The organism is Pseudomonas sp. (genome assembly GCF_050739775.1).
GTDB lineage: Bacteria > Pseudomonadota > Gammaproteobacteria > Pseudomonadales > Pseudomonadaceae > Aquipseudomonas.
The window spans coordinates 79592-94919 of the sequence record NZ_JBOICA010000008.1; the positions used below are offsets into that span (position 1 = coordinate 79592).

Consider the following 15328-nt stretch of genomic DNA (forward strand, 5'->3'; position numbering starts at 1 on the left):
GAACATGGCGGTATTCGCTGCGTTGTTTACGCTGCAGGCTGCTGGCGTGGTGTCGGCCAGTCGCGCGCCACAGGGCGAGCCTTTGTCGTTGAACTTCCAGGACATCGAGGTACGTTCGGTGTTGCAGGTACTGGCCGATTTCTCCGGGGTCAACCTGGTCGCCAGCGATGCGGTGCAGGGCAGGGTCACCCTGCGCCTGCAGGATGTGCCCTGGGAGCAGGCGCTGGACCTGGTACTGCGCAGCAAGGGCTTGGAGAAGCGTAGCGAAGGCAATGTCCTGTTGGTGGCGCCTATCGGCGAGTTGGCCGGGCAGGAAAGGCAGCTGCTGGAGGATCGTCAACAGGTGGCCGGCTTAGTGCCGACGCGACGTGAGCTGCTACCGATTCACTATGCCCAGGCTGCAGATATAGCGGCAGTGTTTCAGACGCTGATGGACAATGACCCATTCGAGCCCACTCCGGGGGCGCTGAGTGTCGATCAGAGAACCAACACCCTGATCGCTCGCCAGACCCCGGAGCGTCTGGAGGCGCTGCGTCAGTTGATCGCCCGCCTGGATGTACCGGTGCGTCAGGTCATGATCGAGGCGAGGATCGTCGAGGCGAATGTCGATTACGAAAGGAGCCTGGGCGTGCGCTGGGGCGGGGAGCTGAACCTGGGCAGTGGTCTGGTGCTGGGCGGCGCTGACACCTTTGTCGACCTGGGCGCAGAACGGGCCACCTCGGCCCTCGGCCTGGGGCTGGTGCGTGATAACGTCCTGCTGGACCTTGAGCTCAGTGCCATGGAGAAGTCCGGTAATGGTGAAATCATCTCCCAGCCCAAGGTGGTCACTGCTGACAAGGAGACTGCGCGGATACTCAAGGGCACCGAGGTGCCTTATCAGGAAACCAGCGGCAGCGGTGCTACCTCCGTGACCTTCCGCGAAGCTTCGCTGTCTCTGGAGGTGACGCCGCAGATCACCCCGGACAACCGGGTGATCATGGCCGTGAAGGTGACCAAGGACGAACCGGATTACCTCAACGCCCTGGCCCAGGTGCCGCCAATCCGCAAGAACGAGGTCAACGCCAAGGTTCGTGTCAGGGACGGCGAGACCATCGTGATTGGCGGCGTGTACTCCACGGTGCAAAGTAAAGTTGTCGACAAGGTGCCATTTTTCGGCGATGTGCCGTATGTTGGGCGGCTGTTTCGTCGCGATGTTCTACAAGAGAAAAAATCCGAGCTGTTGGTCTTCCTGACTCCGCGTATCATGAGTGACCAGGCGATTGCTGTGAGTCGTTGATTCTGTGCGAAATTTGATACTTGTGGGGCCCATGGGTGCGGGTAAAAGCACCATCGGCCGCCTGCTGGCCAAAGAGCTGCGCCTGCCGTTCAAGGATTCCGACAAGGAAATTGAACTGCGTACGGGCGCCAATATCCCGTGGATTTTCGACAAGGAAGGCGAACCGGGCTTTCGTGACCGTGAGCAGGCGATGATCGCCGAGCTGTGCGCTTGCGACGGCGTGGTCCTGGCCACCGGCGGAGGTGCGGTGATGCGCGATGCCAATCGCCAGGCTCTGCACGCCGGAGGACGCGTGGTGTATCTGCACGCCTCGGTCGAGCAGCAGGTCGGGCGTACCTCGCGTGACCGCAACCGTCCGTTGCTGCGCACGGCCAATCCGGAGGCGACGTTGCGTGCCCTGCTGGAGATCCGTGATCCGCTATACCGCGAGATCGCTGACCTGGTAGTGGAAACCGACGAACGGCCGCCGCGAATGGTCGTGCAGGATATTCTCGAGCGCTTGCAGAAGTTGCCGCCCCGTTAAGCCAGGACTATCCTCGGCGACCAGTCATGCCGTGACAGGGCACACCGTTATTGCGTGGGTCGAGCCATCGATGCCGCGCCTTGTTCATTGTGGGGACACATGCAGACACTAAAGGTCGAATTGGGCGAACGTAGCTATCCGATCTACATTGGCGAAGGCCTGTTGGATCAACCTGAACTGCTGGCGCCGCATATTGCCGGTCGGCAGGTCGCCATCATCTCCAATGAGACTGTCGCACCCCTCTATCTCGAGCGTCTGAGCAAGACCCTGGGTGCCTATTCGGTACTGCCGGTGGTGTTGCCTGATGGCGAGGCGTTCAAGAACTGGGAAACCCTGCAGCTGATTTTCGATGCCTTGCTCACTGCCCGCCATGATCGCCGCACCACGGTGGTCGCCTTGGGCGGTGGGGTGATCGGCGACATGGCCGGGTTTGCTGCCGCCTGCTACCAGCGTGGTGTGGACTTCATCCAGGTGCCGACTACCTTGCTGTCCCAGGTCGACTCTTCGGTGGGTGGCAAGACCGGCATCAACCATCCGCTCGGCAAGAACATGGTCGGCGCCTTCTATCAGCCCAATGCGGTGCTGATCGATACCCGTAGCCTCAACACCTTGCCACCACGCGAGCTGTCGGCCGGCCTTGCCGAAGTGATCAAGTACGGCCTGATTTGTGACGAACCGTTCCTGGGCTGGCTCGAAGCGAATATGGATGCGTTGCGCAACCTGGATCAGGTTGCGCTGACCGAGGCGATTCGTCGCTCCTGCGCAGCCAAGGCTGCTGTTGTCGGCGCCGATGAGCGCGAGTCTGGCGTGCGTGCCACCCTTAACCTCGGGCATACCTTCGGCCACGCCATCGAAACCCATATGGGTTATGGTGTCTGGTTGCATGGCGAGGCCGTGGCAGCGGGCACGGTGATGGCCTTGGAGATGTCCATGCGTCTGGGCTGGATCAGCCAGCAGGGGCGTGATCGCGGTATCCGTCTGTTCCAGAACGCGGGCTTGCCGGTGGTGCCTCCTGAGGAAATGACCCCGGAGCAGTTCATGGAACACATGGCAGTAGATAAAAAGGTACTCGACGGTCGTCTGCGTCTGGTCCTGCTGCGCCGAATGGGCGAAGCGGTGGTCACCGACGACTATCCGAAAGAGATTCTTCAGGCCACGCTGGCCGCGGATTACCGCGCAATCGTGGCCCAGCTTTGAGGTTGATGAGCGTCCGATGACTAGTTTGCATGCCGACGAGGCCTTTCTCGGCCATTACCAGTTGAACCATGACCCCTTCGCAGCAAGGGTGCCTGGTTTCAAATTCTTCCCAGCCCAACGCAAGCCGGTGCTTGGCCAACTGCATCATCTGGCCCGCTATAGCCAGCTGCTGCTGGTGGTGACCGGTCCCCAGGGTAGTGGCAAGACCCTCCTGCGTCAGGCCCTGGTTGCCAGCACCAACAAGCAATCGGTGCAGAGTGTGGTGGTTTCCGCCCGCGGCGCCAGCGATGCCGCCAGCGTGCTCGGTCAGGTCGCCCAGGCCCTGGGGGTTGCCCAGCCCGAAGTCCCCGAGCTGCTGGCCCAGGTGGTGCAGCTGGCGTTGACCGGACAAGAAGTCTACCTGTTGGTGGACGATGCGGAACAACTCGACGAGTCGGCACTCCAAGCCTTGCTGGAACTGGCGGCGGGCACTCCGGAGGGGCGTCCGCATGTGTTCCTGTTCGGCGAACCGTCACTGATCGCCGGGCTGGAAGAGTTCAATGCTGACCTGGAGCGTTTCCATGTCATCGAGCTTGCGCCCTACAGCGAAGAAGAAACCCGGGAATACCTCGAGCAGCGCCTGGAGGGTGCCGGACGAGGGATCGAGGTGTTCACCAGTGAGCAGATTGTCGATATTCACCAAAACTCGGATGGCTGGCCTGGGGCTATCAACCAGGTTGCCCGCGATACCTTGATCGAAGCCATGATCGCCAGCCGGACCACGGCCAAGCGACCATCAATGGGGTTCAATATGCCTAAAAAACACGTGCTGGCGCTGTCTGCTGTCGTAGTAGTCGCCGTTGCCGCGGCCGTGCTGATGCCGAAGAAAGGCGATCAGACGCCCACTGCCCCGGCCGAACAGGCGCAACTGCCGCTGGGCCAAGGCCAGCCGGGCAATGCCCAGTCGAACAACGGCGCCCCTGCGATCGAATTCGCCGGAAATTCACAGCCAATGCCACTGCCGTTGGTAGGTCAGTCGCAACCGGTCATGCGTGGTCCGTTGGCCGAGTCCACTGGTATGGGTGACGGCGAAGAAGGCGGTCCGGCCGGTGATACCGCGCTGCAGCCGCCTACTGTCACCACCATTGCCCCGCCTGCTGGCGTTGCCGCCGGCCCTGCGCCTGCTCCGGCACAACCGGTCGCCCAGGCGCAACCGGTTGCTCCGGTAGCGCAGCCGGTTGCACCTGCTGCCAGCAAGTCGGTTGTACCTGTGGCCAAGCCTGCACCTACCCAGGTGGCGACGGTCAAGCCTGTGCCAAAACCTGCCGAGAAGCCTGCCGCCAAGCCCGCCGCAGGCGGCAGTTGGTATGCCGGGCAAAAACCGGGCAACTATGTCGTGCAAATCCTTGGGACCAGCACCGAGGCTTCTGCCCAGGCCTACGTGAAAGCCCAAGGTGGCGACTATCGCTACTTCAAGAAAACCTTGCAGGGCAAGCCGCTGTACGTGATCACTTACGGTAACTTCGCCAGCCGTGATGCCGCCCTGGCTGCAATCAAAGCCTTGCCAGCCAAGGTCCAGGCTGGTAAACCTTGGCCACGTACCGTCGCCAGCGTCCAACAAGAACTGGCCGCGACCCGCTGATCTAGCCTGGTGGCACTACCCCCGCCACCTGCTGAGCGACTCCTGATTTACGGTCAAGCCTGCTGCGTACTACGCGGCAGGCTTTTCTGTCCCAGACTGCCGGCCACAAGCCCATCTTGCAGTCCAGGCTGAAACGCTTCAGACTCAAGCAATGCCGTACCACGGCGCACGCTTAAAAACATTCAAAAATGCGACATGGATTTACGATCATTCGTCGTAAATTTGTGGGCTTCCCTGTCGCTGTGCAACAATGGCTCCCCTATTGCCCCCGCAAAGCTGGCATTCGTTCGGCGTGGATGGTAAGTGGTTGTACTAAAAAGAGATTTGCCTTGGTGAGAGGCGAACCTGGTGAGAAAGTGTCTATGAAAACAGGTCTGTACCATCCCGAAGAATTCAAGGATAACTGTGGTTTCGGCCTGATCGCCCATATGACGGGCGAACCCAGCCACCACCTTCTGCAAACAGCCATGCAGGCGCTGACTTGCATGACCCACCGCGGTGGTATCAACGCTGACGGCAAGACCGGTGACGGTTGCGGTCTGTTGATGCAAAAGCCTGATCAGTTCCTGCGGGCCGTGGCCCTGGAGCAGTTCGGCAGTGAGCTGCCCAAGCAATACGCGGTCGGCATGGTGTTCTTCAATCAGGACAACAGCAAAGCTGAAGCCGCACGGGAAAACATGAATCGCGAGATTCTCGCGGCCGGCCTGCAACTGGTGGGCTGGCGCAAGGTGCCGATCGACACCAGCGTCCTCGGCCGCCTGGCCCTGGAGCGTTTGCCGCAGATCGAGCAGGTGTTCGTCGGCGGTGCAGGCCTGAGCGATCAGGAATTCGCCATCAAGCTGTTCAGCGCCCGTCGTCGTTCGTCCGTGGCCAACGCCGCCGACACCGACCACTACATCTGCAGCTTCTCGCACAAGACCATTATCTATAAAGGCCTGATGATGCCGGCGGACCTCGCCGCCTTCTATCCGGACCTCGGTGACGAGCGCCTGCAGACTGCTATTTGCGTGTTCCACCAGCGCTTCTCCACCAACACCCTGCCGAAATGGCCGCTGGCGCAGCCGTTCCGCTTCCTCGCCCACAACGGCGAGATCAACACCATTACCGGTAACCGCAACTGGGCCCAGGCGCGGCGGACCAAGTTCGCCAACGACCTGATCCCGGACCTGGAAGAGCTCGGCCCGCTGGTCAACCGCGTCGGTTCCGACTCCTCGAGCATGGACAACATGCTCGAGCTGATGGTCACCGGCGGCATCGACCTGTTCCGTGGCGTGCGGATGATCATTCCGCCAGCGTGGCAGAACGTCGAGACCATGGACGCCGATCTGCGTGCCTTCTACGAATACAACTCCATGCACATGGAGGCGTGGGACGGCCCGGCCGGCGTGGTACTGACCGAAGGTCGCCACGCGGTCTGCCTGCTCGACCGCAATGGCCTGCGCCCGGCGCGCTGGGTCACCACCAAGAACGGCTACATCACCCTGGCGTCGGAAATCGGCGTCTGGGACTACAAGCCCGAAGACGTTATCGCCAAGGGTCGCGTGGGCCCGGGCCAGATCTTCGCCGTGGATACCGAGACCGGCCAGATCCTCGACACCGACGCCATCGACAACCGCCTGAAGTCGCGCCACCCGTACAAGCGCTGGCTGCGCCAGAATGCCCTGCGCATCCAGGCCGACCTCAGCGACGACCAGGGCGTGGCCAGCTATGACGCTGACCAGCTCAAGCAGTACATGAAGATGTTCCAGGTCACCTTCGAGGAGCGTGACCAGGTGCTGCGTCCGCTTGGCGAACAAGGCCAGGAAGCGGTCGGTTCGATGGGCGACGATACGCCGATGGCGATCCTGTCCCAGCGCGTGCGCTCGACCTACGACTACTTCCGCCAGCAGTTCGCCCAGGTCACCAACCCGCCAATTGACCCGCTGCGTGAAGCGATCGTCATGTCGCTGGAGATCTGCCTGGGTGCCGAGCGCAACATCTTCCAGGAATCCCCCGAGCACGCCTCGCGGGTGATCCTCAGCTCGCCGGTGATTTCGCCGGCCAAGTGGCGCTCGCTGATGAACCTCGACCGCCCAGGCTTCGAGCGTCAGCTGATCGATCTCAACTACGCAGAAGGCCTTGGCCTGGAAGCTGCGGTGCGCAACATCGCCGACCAGGCGGAAGAAGCCGTGCGTAGCGGCAAGACCCAGCTGGTGCTCAGTGACCGCCATATCGCTCCAGGCAAACTGCCGGTGCATGCGTCGCTGGCCGTGGGTGCCGTGCACCACCGCTTGACCGAACTGGGCCTGCGTTGCGACAGCAACATCCTGGTCGAGACCGCCACCGCTCGCGACCCGCATCACTTCGCGGTGCTGATCGGCTTCGGCGCCTCGGCGGTCTATCCGTACCTGGCCTATGAAGTGCTGGCCGACCTGATCCGTACCGGTGAAGTGCTCGGTGACCTGGACGAAGTGTTCAAGTACTACCGCAAGGGCATTTCCAAGGGCCTGCTGAAAATCCTTTCGAAGATGGGTATTTCGACCATTGGTTCCTACCGTGGTGCGCAGCTGTTCGAGGCCGTCGGTCTGTCCGAGGAAGTCGTCGAGCTGAGCTTCCGTGGCGTTGCCAGCCGCCTGAAAGGCGCACGCTTTGTTGATATCGAGAACGAGCAGAAGCTGCTCGCCGCCGAAGCCTGGAGCGCGCGCAAGCCGATCCAGCAGGGCGGTTTGCTGAAGTTCGTCCACGGTGGCGAGTACCACGCGTACAACCCGGATGTGGTCAACACCCTGCAGGCCGCTGTGCAGCAGGGCGACTACGCCAAGTTCAAGGAATACACCACGCTGGTCGACCAGCGTCCGGTATCGATGATCCGCGACCTGCTCAAGGTCAAGGTCGCCGAGCAGCCGCTGGTGCTGGAAGAAGTCGAACCGCTGGACGCCATCCTCAAGCGCTTTGACTCCGCCGGTATCTCCCTCGGTGCGCTGTCGCCGGAGGCGCATGAAGCCCTGGCCGAGGCGATGAACCGCCTGGGTGCACGCTCCAACTCCGGTGAGGGCGGTGAAGATCCGGCCCGCTACGGCACCATCCGTAGCTCCAAAATCAAACAAGTGGCCACCGGCCGTTTCGGCGTGACGCCTGAGTACCTGGTCAACGCCGAAGTGCTGCAGATCAAGGTTGCCCAGGGCGCCAAGCCCGGTGAAGGCGGGCAACTGCCTGGCGGCAAGGTCAACGGCCTGATCGCCAAGCTGCGCTATGCAGTGCCTGGCGTGACCCTGATCTCGCCACCGCCGCACCATGACATCTACTCGATCGAAGACCTGTCGCAGCTGATTTTCGACCTCAAGCAGGTCAACCCGCAGGCGCTGGTCTCGGTCAAGCTGGTGGCGGAAGCGGGCGTCGGCACCATCGCTGCCGGTGTGGCCAAGGCTTACGCTGACCTGATCACCATCTCCGGTTACGACGGTGGCACCGGCGCCTCGCCGCTGACCTCGATCAAGTACGCCGGTGCGCCATGGGAACTGGGCCTGGCCGAAACCCACCAGACCCTGCGCGGCAACGACCTGCGCGGCAAGGTCCGGGTTCAGACCGACGGCGGCCTGAAAACTGGCCTCGACGTGATCAAGGCAGCGATCCTCGGTGCCGAAAGCTTCGGCTTTGGCACTGCGCCAATGATCGCCCTGGGCTGCAAATACCTGCGCATCTGTCACCTGAACAACTGCGCCACCGGCGTTGCCACCCAGAACGACAAGCTGCGCAAGGACCACTACATCGGTACCGTCGACATGGTGGTGAACTTCTTCACCTACGTGGCCGAAGAGACCCGTGAGTGGCTGGCCAAGCTGGGCGTGCGCAGCCTCGGCGAGCTGATCGGGCGTACCGACCTGCTGGAAATGCTCCCCGGCGAAACCGAGAAACAGAAGCACCTCGACCTCAGCCCGCTGCTGGGCAGCCCGCACGTGCCGGCCGACAAGCCGCAGTTCTGTGAAGTCGATCGCAACCCGCCGTTCGACAAGGGCGTACTGGCCGAGAAGATGGTCGACATGGCCCTGCCGGCCATACGCGACCTGTCCGGCGCCGAGTTCAACCTGGATATCTGCAACTGCGACCGTTCCATCGGCGCGCGGATTTCCGGCGAGATCGCGCGTCTGCATGGCAACCAGGGCATGGCCAAGGCACCGATCACTTTCCGCTTCAAGGGCACTGCCGGGCAGAGCTTCGGGGTGTGGAACGCCGGTGGCCTGAACCTGTACCTCGAAGGTGATGCCAACGACTACGTCGGTAAAGGCATGACCGGCGGCAAGCTGGTGATCGTGCCGCCTGCGGGCAGCCCGTTCGCCACCCAGCACAGCGCCATTGTTGGCAACACCTGCCTGTACGGCGCCACCGGCGGCAAGCTGTTCGCCGCCGGCACCGCGGGCGAGCGCTTTGCCGTGCGTAACTCCGGTGCCCACGCGATTGTCGAGGGCACAGGCGATCACTGCTGTGAGTACATGACCGGTGGTTTTGTCTGCGTACTGGGCAAGACCGGCTACAACTTCGGCTCTGGCATGACCGGCGGTTTCGCCTACGTGCTCGACATGGACAACAGCTTCGTCGACAAGCTCAACCATGAACTGGTGGAAATCCAGCGCATCAGCGGCGAGGCGATGGAGGCTTACCGTAGCCACCTGTCGCGCGTCCTCGGTGAATACGTCGAAGAAACCGGCAGCGAATGGGGGCGTGAGCTCTGGGAGAACCTGGACGACTACGTGCGGCGCTTCTGGCTGGTCAAGCCAAAGGCGGCAAACCTGAAGAACCTGCTGTCCAGCACCCGTGCCAACCCGCAGTGATATGCGCCTGAAGAGTTTGATGAGGTTTTGAACATGGCTGAACGTCTGAGTAATGACTTCCAGTTCATCGAGGTCGGGCGCAAGGATCCGAAGAAGAAACTGTTGCGTCAACGCAAGAAAGAGTTCGTGGAAATCTACGAGCCCTTCAAACCCCAGCAGTCGGCCGAGCAGGCCCACCGCTGCCTGGGCTGTGGCAACCCGTACTGCGAGTGGAAGTGCCCGGTACACAACTTCATCCCCAACTGGTTGAAGCTGGTTTCCGAAGGCAACATCCTCGCCGCTGCGGAGCTGTCGCACCAGACCAATACCTTGCCGGAAGTCTGCGGCCGGGTGTGCCCGCAGGATCGTCTGTGCGAGGGTGCCTGCACCCTCAACGACGGCTTCGGCGCGGTGACCATCGGTTCGGTGGAGAAGTACATCACCGACACCGCCTTCGCCATGGGCTGGCGCCCGGACATGTCCAAGGTCAAGCCGACCGGCAAACGTGTCGCCATCATCGGCGCCGGCCCGGCCGGCCTGGGCTGCGCCGACGTGCTGGTGCGCGGTGGGGTGGCCCCGGTGGTGTTTGATCGCAACCCGGAAATTGGTGGCCTGCTGACCTTCGGTATTCCTGAGTTCAAGCTGGAAAAGACCGTGTTGAGCAACCGCCGCGAAGTCTTCACCGGCATGGGCATCGAGTTCCGTCTCAACACCGAGGTGGGCAAGGACATCAGCATGGAACAACTGCTCGAAGAGTTCGATGCAGTGTTCATGGGCATGGGCACTTACACCTACATGAAGGGCGGCTTCCCCGGTGAAGACCTGCCCGGCGTGCACGATGCCCTGGATTTCCTGGTGGCCAACGTCAACCGCAACCTGGGCTTTGAAAAGTCGCCGGAAGATTTCGTCGACATGAAGGGCAAGAAGGTCGTGGTGCTCGGGGGTGGCGACACGGCGATGGACTGCAACCGCACCTCGATCCGCCAGGGCGCCAAGGCGGTGACCTGTGCCTACCGTCGTGACGAGGCAAACATGCCTGGCTCGCGCAAAGAGGTGAAGAACGCCAAGGAAGAAGGCGTGAAGTTCCTCTACAACCGCCAGCCGATCGCGATTGTCGGTGAAGACAAGGTTGAAGGGGTGAAGGTGGTCGAGACCCGTCTCGGCGAGCCGGATGCCCGTGGCCGTCGCAGCCCCGAGCCGATCCCGGGCTCCGAAGAGATCATCCCGGCCGACGCCGTGGTTATCGCCTTCGGTTTCCGTCCGAGCCCGGCGCCGTGGTTCGAGCAGTTCAGCATCCAGACCGACAGCCAGGGCCGCGTCGTGGCACCGGAGAAGAACACCTTCAAGCACCAGACCAGCAACCCGAAGATCTTCGCCGGTGGCGATATGGTTCGCGGTTCTGACCTGGTGGTGACGGCGATTTTTGAAGGGCGCAATGCGGCTGAGGGGATTCTGGATTACCTCGAGGTCTGATAGGCCTTATCGCGGGGCAAGCCCGCTCCCACAGGAATTGTAAAAACCGGTGGGAGCGGGCTTGCCCCGCGATGATTTCAACAAAATCTATTGACCTGTCACAAGTCGATAGACAAAAGGCACGGTACTTACCGTGCCTTTTCCGTTGGTGTCTGAGAAAATGCCCGCACTTTTTTTCCGGATGCCGACATGACTGCCTTGAAGAACGATCGTTTTCTGCGCGCCCTGCTCAAGCAACCCGTAGACGTCACCCCGGTGTGGATGATGCGCCAGGCCGGCCGCTACCTGCCGGAATACCGCGCTAGCCGCGCCAAGGCCGGTGACTTCATGAGCCTGTGCATGAACCCGCAGTTCGCCTGCGAGGTCACCCTGCAGCCGCTGGACCGCTACCCGCTGGACGCCGCGATCCTGTTCTCCGATATCCTCACCATCCCCGACGCCATGGGCCAGGGCCTGTACTTCGAAACCGGCGAAGGCCCGCGTTTCAAGAAGGTCATCAGCACCCTGGCCGATATCGAAGCGCTGCCGATCCCTGATCCGCAGAAGGACCTGGGCTATGTGATGGACGCGGTCAGCACCATCCGCCGCGAGCTCAATGGTCGCGTGCCGCTGATCGGCTTCTCCGGCAGCCCCTGGACCCTGGCCACCTACATGGTCGAAGGCGGCTCGTCGAAAGACTTTCGCAAGACCAAGGCTATGCTCTACGACAATCCGCAGGCCATGCACCTGCTGCTCGACAAGCTGGCGCAGTCGGTCATCAGCTACCTCAACGGCCAGATCCTCGCTGGTGCGCAAGCCGTGCAGATCTTCGACACCTGGGGCGGTAACCTGTCGGCGGCGGCCTATCAGGAGTTCTCCCTGGCCTACATGCGCAAGATCGTCAGCGGTCTGATTCGCGAGCACGAAGGCCGCAAGGTACCGGTCATTCTGTTCACCAAGAATGGTGGCCTGTGGCTGGAAAGCATTGCCGACGCAGGTGCCGACGCCCTGGGCCTGGACTGGACCTGCGACATCGGCGAAGCCCGCCAGCGTGTCGGCAACAAGGTCGCCCTGCAGGGCAACATGGACCCGACCGTGCTTTATGCCAAGCCAGAAGCCATCCGTGCTGAAGTCGGACGCATTCTGGCCAGCTACGGTCATGGCACAGGTCATGTGTTCAACCTCGGCCACGGCATTACCCCGGAAGTCGATCCGGAGCATGCGGGTGCGTTCATCAACGCCGTGCACGAGCTGTCGGCGCAGTACCACCAGTAAGCGCTGCTGTACCCTAAAACGCCCGGCCGATGCCGGGCGTTTTGCTATTAAGCTTCAGTTCAGCCTGCCCGGGTAATCTGGCGCCATCGAAACCCAGACAGGATCTTCATCATGAAAACTCGCTACCTCGCTCTGCTGCTTGCTCCGCTGTTCAGTACCGCTGCCCTGGCGGCCGGTTATACCGGTCCGGGCGCTCAGCCGGTGACCACCGTCGCTGCGGCCAACGATGCTGCCGATGACACCCCTGTGGTGCTGCAAGGCTTAGTGGTGAAGAAGTTGAACAACGACGACAAGTTCGAGTTCAAGGACAGCACTGGCACCATCACTGTCGAAATCGACAAAGAAGACATGCCGCCGGTGGCCTTCAACGACAAGACCAAGGTCAAGCTGACCGGTGAAGTCGAGAAGCACTTGATGAGCCGTGAAGTCGATGTTGATCTGGTTGAAGTGATCAACTGAGTGGGGGGCCGCACAGCGGCCCCGTTGTTCAGGCTTTAGCCGGCAACCTGCTCAGGTGCAACGCCACCAGCAACGCCACCACCAACAGGCTGCCAATGAACAGGCCGATTCCATCCCACCCCGCCTGATGCCAGAACACCCCACCGGCCGTCCCGGCCACACTCGACCCCGCGTAATAACTGAACAGGTACAACGACGACGCCTGGCCCTTGGCCTTGGTCGCCCGTCGTCCGATCCAGCTACTGGCCACCGAGTGCGCGCCGAAGAAGCCGAAGGTGAACACCAGCATGCCGACGATCACCAGCAGCAAGGGGCTGAGCAGCGTCATCAGCAAACCACTGAACATCAGCAGGATTGTTGCCCAGAACACCTTGCGCCGGCCCAGCTTATCGGCCAGGGCTCCAATCTGCGCCGAGCTGTAGATCCCCGACAGATACACCACCGAAAGCAGACCGACCAATGCCTGGCTCATGTGGTACGGCTCGGCCAGCAGGCGATAGCCGATGTAGTTGAACAAGGTGACGAAGGCGCCCATCAGCAGGAAGGCCTCGAGGAACAACCACGGCAATCCGGCGTCGCGAAAATGTACGCTGAAACCCTCGAGCAAGCTGCGCGGGTGCAGCGAGCGCGGACGAAAGTTGCGTGATTCGGGAAGAATCCGCCAGAACACTGCCGCCGCGATCAGGGCCAGGCTGCCAATCACCAGCAGCGCCGTGTGCCAACTGACGAAATCGATCAGTACCCCAGTGATCAGGCGACCGCTCATGCCGCCAATGGCGTTGCCACCGATGTACAGGCCCATGGCCAGGCCAATGTGCTGCGGGTGGATCTCTTCGCTCAGATAGGTCATCGCCACTGCCGCCAAGCCGCTCAGCGACAGCCCCAGCAGCGCGCGGGTCAGCAGTACGCCCTGCCAACTGGGCATCAGGGCACTGACGATGGTGCACAGGGCCGCGCAGAACAACGCAAACACCATTACCGGCTTGCGCCCGACGCGGTCAGAGATGGGCCCGGTGATCAGCAGACCGAACGCCAGCATGCCCGTCGACACCGAGAGGATCAGGCTGCTTTGCGCCGCGCTGATGGAGAACTCCTGGGACAGCAGCGGCATCATCGGCTGCACGCAGTAGAGCAGGGCGAAGGTGGCAAAACCGCCGCAGAACAGTGCCAGTACGGTGCGCAAAAAGGCCGGGGTGCCTTTTTCGATCCAGCTTTCGTTCAGGGTTGCGACGATCTCGTCGAGTGGAGCAGGGGAGAGTTCGTGGGCGTGTGGGGCAACAGCAGTTTTCACGGGTGACCTCGGGGCGCCATGGCCTGTCAGGCAGTGAAAAAAGCATATAGCTGGCTAATGATCATTTCCAATATATTGTTCGACCTGTTTAAGAGGTTTTTCGACCTATTGGAGGCTCCATGGAATTGCGTCACCTGCGCTACTTCATTGCCGTCGCCCAAGAGCTGCATTTCGGCCGGGCGGCGCAGCACCTGGGGATCTCCCAGCCGCCCTTGAGCCAGCAGATTCAGGCCCTGGAGCAGGAACTCGGGGCACGTCTGTTCGAACGTACCAACCGTCGGGTCGAGCTCAGTGAAGCGGGGCGCCTGTTTCTTGAAGAGGCACGGCTGGTGCTGGCCCAGGTCGACAAGGCCGCCGATGTCGCGCGCCGTGCGCAACTGGGGGAGCTGGGCGAAATGAAGATCGGTTTCACCTCATCGGCGCCGTTCAATTCCACTATCCCCAAGGCCATCTACGCGTTTCGCCAGCGGTTTCCGGCCGTGCACCTGAATCTCAACGAGATGAGCAGCCAGGCGGTAGCCGATGCGTTGCTCGACGAGAGCATTGAAGTCGGCCTGATGCGGCCCTTGGCGTTGCCCGATAGCCTGGTCGCCACCGAGTTGTTCCGCGAGCCGCTGGTCGCGGTGATAAACGCCACGCATACACTGGCCGAGGGCAGCGAAGGCGGGCTGCACATGGCAGCGCTGGCCGACGAGCCGTTCGTGTTCTTTCCCCGCAGTTTTGGCAGTGGCCTGTATGCGCAGTTGCTGAGCCTGGCCCGGCAGGCGGGCTTCAGCCCGCACTTTGCCCAGGAGGCAAGCGAGGCGATGACCATCATCGGCCTGGTGTCGGCGGGGTTGGGGGTGTCGGTGTTGCCGGCCTCGTTCCAGCGTATGCGCATCGACGGGGTGGTCTACCGGACTTTGCTTGATGATGACGCGGTCACCGCGGTCTGGCTGGTGCAGCGCCGCGATGCGTCGTCGGCGATGGCCAGGGCCTTTGCCGAGTTGTTGACCCGGCAGGCTCTGCAGCGCAGCTGAGTTATTGGACAGTACTGCGGGTTTCCAGGTGGTTCAGCTCGCGCATGATGTTCTTGTCGAGGTTGTTCACCCAACGGTTGTAGTTGCGGTGAATCTTGCCGTCCTTGTAGCCCAGCTCGCGGCTGTCGCGGTAGTTGATGCGGAAGTTACTGACGCTGTAGCGGATGTCCACGGCGGCGTAGAAGGTATTGCGCACCAGGATGTCGGCCTGGATCAGGTCCGGGGTGACCTTGCGTGCTGTCCAGCCGCGGTCGGCTACGGCCTTGAGGATCGCCTGCTGCACTTGCGCGTGGCTGTAGTCATGGCCGACCACCAGTTGTTCCTGCGGGGTCAGGACCGGTTTCGAGGTACAGCCGGCCAGGCCGGCCAGTGCCAGGCCGAGGACGGCTGCGCGAATCAATGAAGACATTCCTTTCTCTCCAGGAAGT

Annotated in this window: 11 protein-coding genes; 9 read left to right on the forward strand and 2 right to left on the reverse strand. The window is 61.9% G+C overall.

What is annotated here, in order from left to right:
• The first annotated feature begins 4 nt into the window (after nucleotides 1–4).
• The 8 genes from ACRESH_RS06465 to ACRESH_RS06500 all read left to right on the forward strand — a co-directional run bounded on the left by ACRESH_RS06465 (nucleotide 5) and on the right by ACRESH_RS06500 (nucleotide 12590).
• The gene (locus tag ACRESH_RS06465) at nucleotides 5–1276 is read left to right on the forward strand and encodes a type IV pilus secretin PilQ (protein WP_431741182.1); all 1272 of its coding nucleotides are present in this window, start codon (nucleotides 5–7) and stop codon (nucleotides 1274–1276) included.
• A gap of 4 nt (nucleotides 1277–1280) precedes the next feature.
• A complete protein-coding gene (gene aroK, locus ACRESH_RS06470) occupies nucleotides 1281–1799 on the forward strand; it encodes a shikimate kinase AroK (protein WP_431741183.1) in 519 nt (172 codons plus the stop codon).
• Nucleotides 1800–1898: 99 nt separating this feature from the next.
• On the forward strand, nucleotides 1899–2996 hold the full coding sequence (aroB, locus tag ACRESH_RS06475; protein ID WP_431741184.1) for a 3-dehydroquinate synthase: 1098 nt from the start codon (nucleotides 1899–1901) through the stop codon (nucleotides 2994–2996).
• Between the two features lie 16 nt (nucleotides 2997–3012).
• The gene (locus ACRESH_RS06480; RefSeq protein WP_431741185.1) at nucleotides 3013–4617 is read left to right on the forward strand and encodes an SPOR domain-containing protein; all 1605 of its coding nucleotides are present in this window, start codon (nucleotides 3013–3015) and stop codon (nucleotides 4615–4617) included.
• Nucleotides 4618–4979: 362 nt separating this feature from the next.
• A complete protein-coding gene (gene gltB, locus ACRESH_RS06485) occupies nucleotides 4980–9425 on the forward strand; it encodes a glutamate synthase large subunit (protein WP_431741186.1) in 4446 nt (1481 codons plus the stop codon).
• A gap of 33 nt (nucleotides 9426–9458) precedes the next feature.
• Nucleotides 9459–10877 carry an FAD-dependent oxidoreductase gene (locus ACRESH_RS06490; protein WP_431741187.1) on the forward strand — a complete coding sequence of 473 codons (1419 nt, stop codon included), beginning with the start codon at nucleotides 9459–9461 and terminating at the stop codon, nucleotides 10875–10877.
• 189 nt (nucleotides 10878–11066) lie between these two features.
• Nucleotides 11067–12131, forward strand: coding sequence for a uroporphyrinogen decarboxylase (gene hemE, locus ACRESH_RS06495; protein WP_428653399.1), 1065 nt, complete (start codon nucleotides 11067–11069; stop codon nucleotides 12129–12131).
• Between the two features lie 111 nt (nucleotides 12132–12242).
• Nucleotides 12243–12590, forward strand: a complete 348-nt coding sequence (locus tag ACRESH_RS06500; protein ID WP_431741188.1) for a YgiW/YdeI family stress tolerance OB fold protein — start codon at nucleotides 12243–12245, stop codon at nucleotides 12588–12590.
• Between the two features lie 28 nt (nucleotides 12591–12618).
• Here the strand turns inward: ACRESH_RS06500 and ACRESH_RS06505 are convergent, their stop codons facing one another.
• Nucleotides 12619–13824, reverse strand: a complete 1206-nt coding sequence (locus ACRESH_RS06505; RefSeq protein ID WP_431741229.1) for an MFS transporter — start codon at nucleotides 13822–13824, stop codon at nucleotides 12619–12621.
• A 176-nt stretch (nucleotides 13825–14000) separates the two neighbouring features.
• Here ACRESH_RS06505 and ACRESH_RS06510 point away from each other — a divergent pair, with 176 nt between their 5' ends.
• Nucleotides 14001–14900 carry a LysR substrate-binding domain-containing protein gene (locus ACRESH_RS06510; RefSeq protein WP_431741189.1) on the forward strand — a complete coding sequence of 300 codons (900 nt, stop codon included), beginning with the start codon at nucleotides 14001–14003 and terminating at the stop codon, nucleotides 14898–14900.
• Between the two features lies 1 nt (nucleotide 14901).
• On the opposite strand, the gene ACRESH_RS06515 is transcribed toward ACRESH_RS06510, so the two are convergent.
• Nucleotides 14902–15309: a hypothetical protein gene (locus ACRESH_RS06515; protein ID WP_431741190.1), complete on the reverse strand. Its 408-nt coding sequence runs from the start codon at nucleotides 15307–15309 to the stop codon at nucleotides 14902–14904.
• Between the last annotated feature and the right edge of the window lie 19 nt (nucleotides 15310–15328).

Excerpts from the sequence above, each read along its gene's own strand:
- ACRESH_RS06465 (WP_431741182.1), top strand. The coding sequence starts at position 5 with ATGGCGGTATTCGCTGCGTTGTTTACGCTGCAGGCTGCTGGCGTGGTG.
- aroB (WP_431741184.1), top strand. The coding sequence starts at position 1,899 with ATGCAGACACTAAAGGTCGAATTGGGCGAACGTAGCTATCCGATCTAC.
- ACRESH_RS06480 (WP_431741185.1), top strand. The coding sequence starts at position 3,013 with ATGACTAGTTTGCATGCCGACGAGGCCTTTCTCGGCCATTACCAGTTG.
- gltB (WP_431741186.1), top strand. The coding sequence starts at position 4,980 with ATGAAAACAGGTCTGTACCATCCCGAAGAATTCAAGGATAACTGTGGT.
- ACRESH_RS06490 (WP_431741187.1), top strand. The coding sequence starts at position 9,459 with ATGGCTGAACGTCTGAGTAATGACTTCCAGTTCATCGAGGTCGGGCGC.
- hemE (WP_428653399.1), top strand. The coding sequence starts at position 11,067 with ATGACTGCCTTGAAGAACGATCGTTTTCTGCGCGCCCTGCTCAAGCAA.
- ACRESH_RS06500 (WP_431741188.1), top strand. The coding sequence starts at position 12,243 with ATGAAAACTCGCTACCTCGCTCTGCTGCTTGCTCCGCTGTTCAGTACC.
- ACRESH_RS06510 (WP_431741189.1), top strand. The coding sequence starts at position 14,001 with ATGGAATTGCGTCACCTGCGCTACTTCATTGCCGTCGCCCAAGAGCTG.
- ACRESH_RS06515 (WP_431741190.1), bottom strand. The coding sequence starts at position 15,309 with ATGTCTTCATTGATTCGCGCAGCCGTCCTCGGCCTGGCACTGGCCGGC.